Source organism: Vibrio sp. Vb0304, from assembly GCF_033338995.1.
GTDB classification, from domain to species: Bacteria; Pseudomonadota; Gammaproteobacteria; order Enterobacterales; family Vibrionaceae; genus Vibrio; species Vibrio alginolyticus.
The window spans coordinates 1-1,093 of sequence record NZ_JAWOTT010000316.1 but is presented as its reverse complement, the minus strand read 5'-3'; the positions used below and the strand labels follow the sequence as shown (position 1 = coordinate 1,093).

Genomic DNA, 1,093 nt, shown 5'->3' with positions numbered 1-1,093 from the left:
GTCCGCCATCTCCAGCAGCCGCACGCGGCGCATCTCGGGCAGCGTTGGGTCCTGGCCACGGGTGCGCATGATCGTGCTCCTGTCGTTGAGGACCCGGCTAGGCTGGCGGGGTTGCCTTACTGGTTAGCAGAATGAATCACCGATACGCGAGCGAACGTGAAGCGACTGCTGCTGCAAAACGTCTGCGACCTGAGCAACAACATGAATGGTCTTCGGTTTCCGTGTTTCGTAAAGTCTGGAAACGCGGAAGTCCCCTACGTGCTGCTGAAGTTGCCCGCAACAGAGAGTGGAACCAACCGGTGATACCACGATACTATGACTGAGAGTCAACGCCATGAGCGGCCTCATTTCTTATTCTGAGTTACAACAGTCCGCACCGCTGCCGGTAGCTATTGACTATCCGGCTGCACTAGCCCTGCGTCAGATGGCTCTGATCCAAGGCAAACTGCCAAAATATCTGCTGGCACCGGAAGTCAGCGCCCTGCACCATTATGTTCCGGATCTGCATCGCAGGATGCTGCTGGCTACCCTGTGGAACACCTACATCTGTATTAACGAAGCGCTGGCATTGACCCTGAGTGATTTTTCTCTGGTGCCGCCCTATCCCTTTGTGCAGCTTGCCACGCTCAAAGGGGTTTGAGGTCCAACCGTACGAAAACGTACGGTAAGAGGAAAATTATCGTCTGAAAAATCGATTAGTAGACAAGAAAGTCCGTTAAGTGCCAATTTTCGATTAAAAAGACACCGTTTTGATGGCGTTTTCCAATGTACATTATGTTTCGATATATCAGACAGTTACTTCACTAACGTACGTTTTCGTTCTATTGGCCTTCAGACCCCATATCTAATCGATAGGTGAACCATCCTGCACAATTCTGATGATTTTCATGAATCCTGTCGTTTTTAACATAATGGGTATTAAGTGTAGTGTGTTTGTCTATCAATAAGAGATTTATCTAATTTAATTGACATCCTCCTCGCCGTAAACGACGAGGATTCCTACTGCGGTTAGGCGCGAACGCCGGACTCGCTTCGGTGGGTTCCTGCTGCTGGCGGCATTGTTGCACCACTCACTTCACAGGCTAATCGGGCG

General features: G+C 50.5%; 2 protein-coding genes and 1 pseudogene. 1 reads left to right on the top strand and 2 read right to left on the bottom strand.

The genetic code is table 11. The features are described from left to right. Positions 1–66, bottom strand: a pseudogene (locus R7P35_RS26615) (type VI secretion protein); the annotation flags it as partial. 57 nt (positions 67–123) lie between these two features. Further along, the gene (locus R7P35_RS25920) at positions 124–336 is read right to left on the bottom strand and encodes a hypothetical protein (RefSeq protein WP_001326882.1); all 213 of its coding nucleotides are present in this window, start codon (positions 334–336) and stop codon (positions 124–126) included. Between R7P35_RS25920 and R7P35_RS25915 the strand changes: the two genes are divergently transcribed. Beyond that, positions 335–640: a tyrosine-type recombinase/integrase gene (locus tag R7P35_RS25915; RefSeq protein WP_009873361.1), complete on the top strand. Its 306-nt coding sequence runs from the start codon at positions 335–337 to the stop codon at positions 638–640. The genes R7P35_RS25920 and R7P35_RS25915 overlap by 2 nt on opposite strands. Positions 641–1,093: the final 453 nt, after the last annotated feature.

Coding starts and splice junctions, on each gene's coding strand:
- R7P35_RS25915 (WP_009873361.1), top strand. CDS start 335: ATGAGCGGCCTCATTTCTTATTCTGAGTTACAACAGTCCGCACCGCTG.
- R7P35_RS25920 (WP_001326882.1), bottom strand. CDS start 336: ATGGCGTTGACTCTCAGTCATAGTATCGTGGTATCACCGGTTGGTTCC.